This window comes from Paenibacillus sp. E194 (assembly GCF_000935845.1).
GTDB classification, from domain to species: domain Bacteria; phylum Bacillota; class Bacilli; order Paenibacillales; family Paenibacillaceae; genus Paenibacillus_B; species Paenibacillus_B alvei_B.
Genome location: NZ_JMDX01000300.1, coordinates 1 through 5,955, shown reverse-complemented (window position 1 = coordinate 5,955; position 5,955 = coordinate 1). Strand labels below are relative to the sequence as shown.

Below are 5,955 nucleotides of genomic sequence, written 5' to 3'. Positions count from 1 at the left end.
GGAGCGATAAGCTCGGAGCATGTGAGCCACGGGGCAATAACAGCGGAGCATCGTGAGCCAAGGAGCTATAAGCTCGGAGCATGTGAGCCAAGGAGCGATAAGCTCGGCGCATCGTGAGCCACGGGGCAATAACAGCGGAGCACGTAAGCCAAGGAGCAATAGGCCCAGAGCACGTAAGCCAAGGAGCGATAAGCTCGGAGCACGTGAGCCTTGGGGTGATAACGCCAGAACATTGTACGTTCTCGTCTATTCGTACTACATCGACGAGAACCTCTGCACTACAGCAATTCGGGATGTCTTCTTTCGCTTTCCGTGAACTAGATGAGAAGATTGAGTTAACGATACAATTCGAAGAAGCCTATCCGCATGAAAACTATGTATTTGTCGCAATGACCAACCATTCTTCTTGTTATGCAGTTCTGAAGTCGCAGTTCGCGGATCATGTCGTCATTGAAATTATCCGTATACGCATCGGTCCACAACCGGAAGGATCCGTGTCGTGGATCGTAATTGGATAGCTTAAGAACACTTCGCAAATAACGATTCGTGATTATGGGTAACCGTCAGTGCCAACATGGCTCTGGCGGTTATTCACCCACGTATTTCAGCCGTTTCTCCCAGCTAATCCCTCGTGTATGTACAGATGCCGTTACAACTTATCAGGTAGGCACATACAATGTGGTGGTTAAACAGGCATAACTGTCCTAGGGGGTGAAGCGAATTGCGGAGAGTGAAACTGCGTAGGCGGCGACTCCGTTCTACAAAAAAGCGTAAACGGAGAATGCGCAGATGGAGTCCCAAGATAAAAATACCTGCACATTCTTATCCGGTCTTATCCGTGATCATTCCTGTCTTAAATGAACGACGCACGCTGTCAAAAGTCATTGAACAGGCTGCCCGAGTCCATCCAAGGACAGAAGTTATCGTGGTATCGAACGGCAGTACAGACGGATCAGATCGGATTGCTGAGTCAATGGGAGCCCGGGTGCTCCGATATGATCATCCATTAGGGCATGACATAGGTCGAACCGTCGGGGCACAGGCAGCTCGGGGGAATATTTTATTATTCTTGGATGGCGATATGGTGATCGCATCCTCGAAGCTCCGACCTTATATACAGAAGGTTGAAGAAGGCAAAGACATTGTACTTAATGACTATTCAGGACCTGTGAATCGCCATGAAGTGCATCAGGTCGTCTTGGCCAAGCATGCACTTAACGCGCTACTATCACGTCCTGACTTGAAGGGGGCATCAATGACAGCGGTGCCCCATGTCATTAGCCGTCGGGGATTGGAAGTTATCGGAGCGGATGCGTTGTCCGTACCGCCGCTCGCTCAGGCCATGGCCATCAACAAAGGGCTCGTTGTCACGACCGCTCCTTCCATCGATGTAGGGAAATTGAACCGAATTCGCACCAAAGGGCATATAGCGGATCCATTAGAACAGCTTATCAATGACGATCATATGCGGGCAGTTTGCTGGTTGCTCGAACAGGCTGGAGATCGTGGTGGACATACTGACTTGACTAGACAACGATGGCGGGTGAATTAAGTGAAACTAAGGAGAAAGCGACAACGGCGCATCAAGATACGACGTAGAACTCGGCAAGTATACAGCGTGGCCAGTCGGCGGCGACGCAAAAAAATCCGCCAGCGGAAACCCCAACGGAGGACGAGGAGGAAGCCTCGCCCAATTGCTCCGAAGGTTAGTATCACGGCTGTTCCCCGCGTCCCACGGGAAATGTGCATGGAGGCCTCAAGGGCTGGACAGGTGCAAGGCGTCGAATTCGCCATGCAACAAGAAGTGTCGACAGAAGTCCCGCGCCCAATCGTCAAGAATGAGATGCAGAGGCGGTTTGCATCGTTTATGGAGCCGTATCGCCCCATCCTGCGGCACTTTGAGTGGGTAAGGGCTATGGCTGAATCGTTCCGAGACGGGTTCGTACAGAGTCGTTTCCCTCAGGCTGCAGATGCGGTGCTTGTGCCGACAATGAAGCGAGTAGACGTCGTGCTCAGCGCATGCAATGAGGAGAGAAGCATTGGAGCCGTTCTGCAGCAATTGCAGCAATTGTCGCTAAATGATCTCTTTGTCATCATCAATGGTTCCAAAGACGACACGCTGAAAGTCGCCAAAGAGCAGGCCCAGGAGGCAACCATTGTTCATTATACCGATCCGTTAGGGCACGATATAGGCCGCTCAATAGGGGCAAGGCTGTCGGACGCAGATATTGTATTGTTTATGGATGGGGACTTTCCAGTACCTGCTGATAAATTGGCTCCGTTCATATGGGCAATTGAGACGGGGGTCGATGTTGCACTGAATAATATTACTCCATTACTTCATCATTTCGGTCAGCAGGATGGAATTACACATTGCAAGCAATGGCTCAATCGCTGCTTGGGGAGAGAAGATCTGTATGCGAACTCAATGACAGCAGTTCCTCATGCCCTTAGCCGCCATGCCATAGAGACGGTGGGTGAAGAGGCGCTCTGTGTTCCACCCAAGGCGCAGGCACTTGGCTATCGTACGGGGGCTCCATGTTCAGGCCGTACAGGTCGTGGACGTCATTCATAATAACCGAATTAGACAATCGAATGTTGGAGCAAGCAATCCGGTTGCCACATTAATTCTTGGCGATCACATGGAAGCATTCCAGGCGCTAATGATGGAGAGGGATACAGTTCGAACAGACAATGTGGAGCGTGAGCGCATTGCCAGGGGGAGAAATGTTGGCTGAAGAAATCATATCCGTATCCGCGCACCAGTATGATCATATCAACATATAATGCGCGCAAGTAACGGATAAATGTGTGAGATCAAGTATCGAACACATATGTTCATGTAGGGAGGATGTACGTCATGAAGGGCATCATATTGGCTGGGGGGACTGGAACCCGTCTTTATCCACTGACCAAGCTAATGAATAAGCACTTAATACCTGTGGGCAAACACCCCATGGTCAGCTATGGAATAGAACGATTGCGCTCAGCGGGCATAACCGATATTTTCATGGTGATTGGTAAAATGTCTGCTTCGTTGTATACCGAATATTACGGCAGCGGCCAGTCTATGGGAGTGCGCATTACGTATGCAATTCAGGAGGAAGCAGGGGGCATCGCGCAGGCGCTGTCGTTGGCAGAGCCCTATTTGACGCGGGATGAGAAGTTTGTTGTGTTGCTTGGCGATAATTTATTTTTGGACAATTTAACCCCTTATGTAGAAGCGTTTCATCAACAAGATGCTGGAGAGGCCCGTATTCTACTCAAAAAAGTCAAGGATCCGCATCGATACGGCGTCCCTAAATTCGATAGCGAGCATCAAGATCGAATAGCATGCATTGTAGAAAAGCCAAAAAGCCCCCCATCATCCTATTGTGTCACTGGCATATACATGTACGATACTCAAGTGTTCAAACATATTCGTGCAATTGAGCCATCCGCGCGAGGGGAACTGGAAATTACCGACGTGAACAACTGCTACGCGCAAGCTGGCAAGCTGCAATACAATACGCTTCAGCAATGGTGGATCGATGCAGGTACATTCGATTCCTTGTCAGAGGCTTCGCAGCAATTGTGGGAGGTGCGGTTGTGACGCATTTGCTCGTAACCGGCGGCATGGGATTTATCGGAAGCAACTTTATTTTATATATGCTCTCTCAATATGAGGGATTGCGCATTACGAATTTGGATGCACTCACTTACGCTGGCAACCCAGATAATGTGGGGGACGTTGTAACATCCGGTCGTTATCGTTTTATTAAAGCGGACATTACAGATCAGGCGCGTCTCAAGCAGATCTTTGCGGAGACGGCGTATGATGCGGTTGTCCATTTCGCGGCCGAGTCCCATGTTGATCGCAGCATTTCTGATCCAGAGGCATTTGTTCGTGCGAATGTATTCGGAACACTTCAGCTGCTGGAAGCTGCGAAGCGTCACCAGATCTCGAAGTTCATTCATGTATCTACGGATGAAGTATATGGATCGCTAGGCAATACAGGTTATTTCACAGAAGAGTCTCCATTGGCGCCGAACAGCCCCTATTCTGCATCGAAAGCGGGATCTGACATGCTTGTGCGAGCTTATGCACATACGTATGGAATGCCTGTCGTAATTACTCGATGCTCCAATAATTATGGGCCAAGACAGTTCCCAGAGAAGCTTATCCCGACGATTATCCTGCGTGCATTGCATGATGAACCGATTCCTGTATATGGTGACGGGTTGTACGTGCGGGATTGGCTGTATGTTACAGACCATTGTGCGGCAATTGATGCGGCATTGAGAGCGGGCAAGGCAGGGGAAGTCTATAACATTGGCGGGCATAATGAGCGTACGAATATTGATATCGTGAAGATGATTCTTCAAGTGCTGGATAAACCGGAATCACTCATCTCCTTTACCTCAGATCGTCCTGGACACGACAAGCGTTATGCCATTGACCCAGCAAAAAGTGAGCGTGAGTTGGGCTGGCGCCCAACCGTCAATCTGGAGCAAGGGATGCAGAAAACGATCGATTGGTATGTATCCAACCGAACCTGGTGGGAGAGGGTTCGCACCGGTGCTTATTTAGACGCACGTTGATTCAGGCTTCAGGCATATAGGCTTTATAGGCAGATAACTGCATGATGACAAGGGAAGGTGAAGGCATGAGTACGACTGCGGGCCGCAAAAGGCCGCTGCTTATTCTAACTACAGCTTCTATTCGTACTCCACGCAAAAGAAAGCGTCGTACGCTTGGCAAGCGATTGCGAACAAAGAATGGTCGTGCTGGCAGTCTGAGGCGCAAAGGGACGCGAAGAGGGTTACGGAAAAAAGGGGTTCTGAGATCGAGGCTATCGAAGCAGTCGAGACTGCCGAAGACGCCGAAGCTAACAAAAAACGACCCTGTTATCCATCAATTCATTCCAACCATCCCCAATCTGGAGGATGAGAAGCGGCTTAGCTTTGAAGATGGATATCGTCATGGAAGGTATGAGGGAGGCGAATTGATTCTGGCGAACTTATTGCCTGAGAAAACGTATCTCCCTGATATATCCGTGGAAGATGTCATCACTGCAGGCTTCGAACAGTTCCGGCATCAGCTGCAGTCGTTCATAGAACCGGAGGCAGTATGCGCAGAGCTTCATCAGGCGCTGGAAGAGCGAAGACCGATGTCCCTTGTCCGACTTGGTGATGGAGAGATGTTCGCCCTGGCGCATGATAAGGTAGTCTCGACTGAACTAGTGCGGAGACATGGCGATTTCCTGGCCTATGCAGGACTTGAAATTCCTGATCATAATTGTCGGGAACAATTAGCTGAGGCTGTGCGCAAGGCGTCATTTGTCGGTGTACCTACCTTCCGTTCCCCGAATTTCCATGGCCTCCTCTTGCCGGTGCTTCGTGCACATGGCATACACATGGCTGATATGAGGATGACCGTTTCGACAGTGAATTACGCTATTGCATTGCAGGGACACCTGTATGGCTTGCTGAAAAGGCGCCGCGTATTGACTGTGGGCAATGCCGCCGTGGGATTAGCATCCGTGTTGAGGAAGCGAGGAATTACAGTAACCGGTACAATTGCTCCTGTTCGGGGGACAACGGATATCCCACACATTCTAGATGAGGTGTCCCGATATGAATTTGATATCGCCTTGGTAGCGGCGGGAATTCCAGCGGTCATCCTGGCACAGCAAATAGCAGAGCGATACAACAAAGTGGCCATTGACTTCGGCCATCTAGCGAATAAGATCGCGGATGGAGTCATTGCAATATGAAGTTGCAATTGGATTCAGATTCGGTAGTGTGAACTTGCATTAAGGGGAAGGGGAGGTGTGACACGTTTATGACTCGACATCGTCGGCCGGTATTGCAGAAGACGCGGAGGGCAGGAGCTCGAACATCAAACAGCACACACCAGCTATCAGGGAAGGGCAAGGGTGACCGGAGGCAAGAACGATTCGATCATGGTTATTC

The 5,955-nt window shown here is 50.0% G+C and carries 7 protein-coding genes; all 7 read left to right on the top strand.

The genetic code is table 11. The features are described from left to right. Window positions 1-113 precede the first annotated feature (113 nt). The 7 genes from AZ66_RS25710 (at window position 114) to AZ66_RS25685 (ending at window position 5,756) form a co-directional block, all read left to right on the top strand. Window positions 114-518, top strand: coding sequence for a WIAG-tail domain (locus AZ66_RS25710; RefSeq protein ID WP_044357466.1), 405 nt, complete (start codon window positions 114-116; stop codon window positions 516-518). A 203-nt stretch (window positions 519-721) separates the two neighbouring features. Then, window positions 722-1,552 (top strand): glycosyltransferase, encoded by an 831-nt coding sequence (locus AZ66_RS25705; protein WP_231587054.1) that lies wholly within the window; start codon window positions 722-724, stop codon window positions 1,550-1,552. Window positions 1,553-1,747: 195 nt separating this feature from the next. Then, window positions 1,748-2,575, top strand: a complete 828-nt coding sequence (locus tag AZ66_RS25700) for a glycosyltransferase family 2 protein (RefSeq protein WP_052648873.1) — start codon at window positions 1,748-1,750, stop codon at window positions 2,573-2,575. Next, window positions 2,559-2,738, top strand: a complete 180-nt coding sequence (locus AZ66_RS30200; protein ID WP_052648871.1) for a hypothetical protein — start codon at window positions 2,559-2,561, stop codon at window positions 2,736-2,738. Before AZ66_RS25700 ends, AZ66_RS30200 begins: the two co-directional genes overlap by 17 nt. 122 nt (window positions 2,739-2,860) lie before the next feature. Beyond that, complete coding sequence (locus tag AZ66_RS25695; protein WP_044357464.1) at window positions 2,861-3,592, top strand: sugar phosphate nucleotidyltransferase; 732 nt, start codon at window positions 2,861-2,863, stop codon at window positions 3,590-3,592. Next, on the top strand, window positions 3,589-4,581 hold the full coding sequence (gene rfbB, locus AZ66_RS25690) for a dTDP-glucose 4,6-dehydratase (protein WP_156160083.1): 993 nt from the start codon (window positions 3,589-3,591) through the stop codon (window positions 4,579-4,581). The genes AZ66_RS25695 and rfbB overlap by 4 nt, the downstream gene beginning before the upstream one ends. Window positions 4,582-4,646: 65 nt before the next feature. Continuing rightward, on the top strand, window positions 4,647-5,756 hold the full coding sequence (locus AZ66_RS25685; protein ID WP_231587053.1) for a GT-D fold domain-containing protein: 1,110 nt from the start codon (window positions 4,647-4,649) through the stop codon (window positions 5,754-5,756). Window positions 5,757-5,955: the final 199 nt, after the last annotated feature.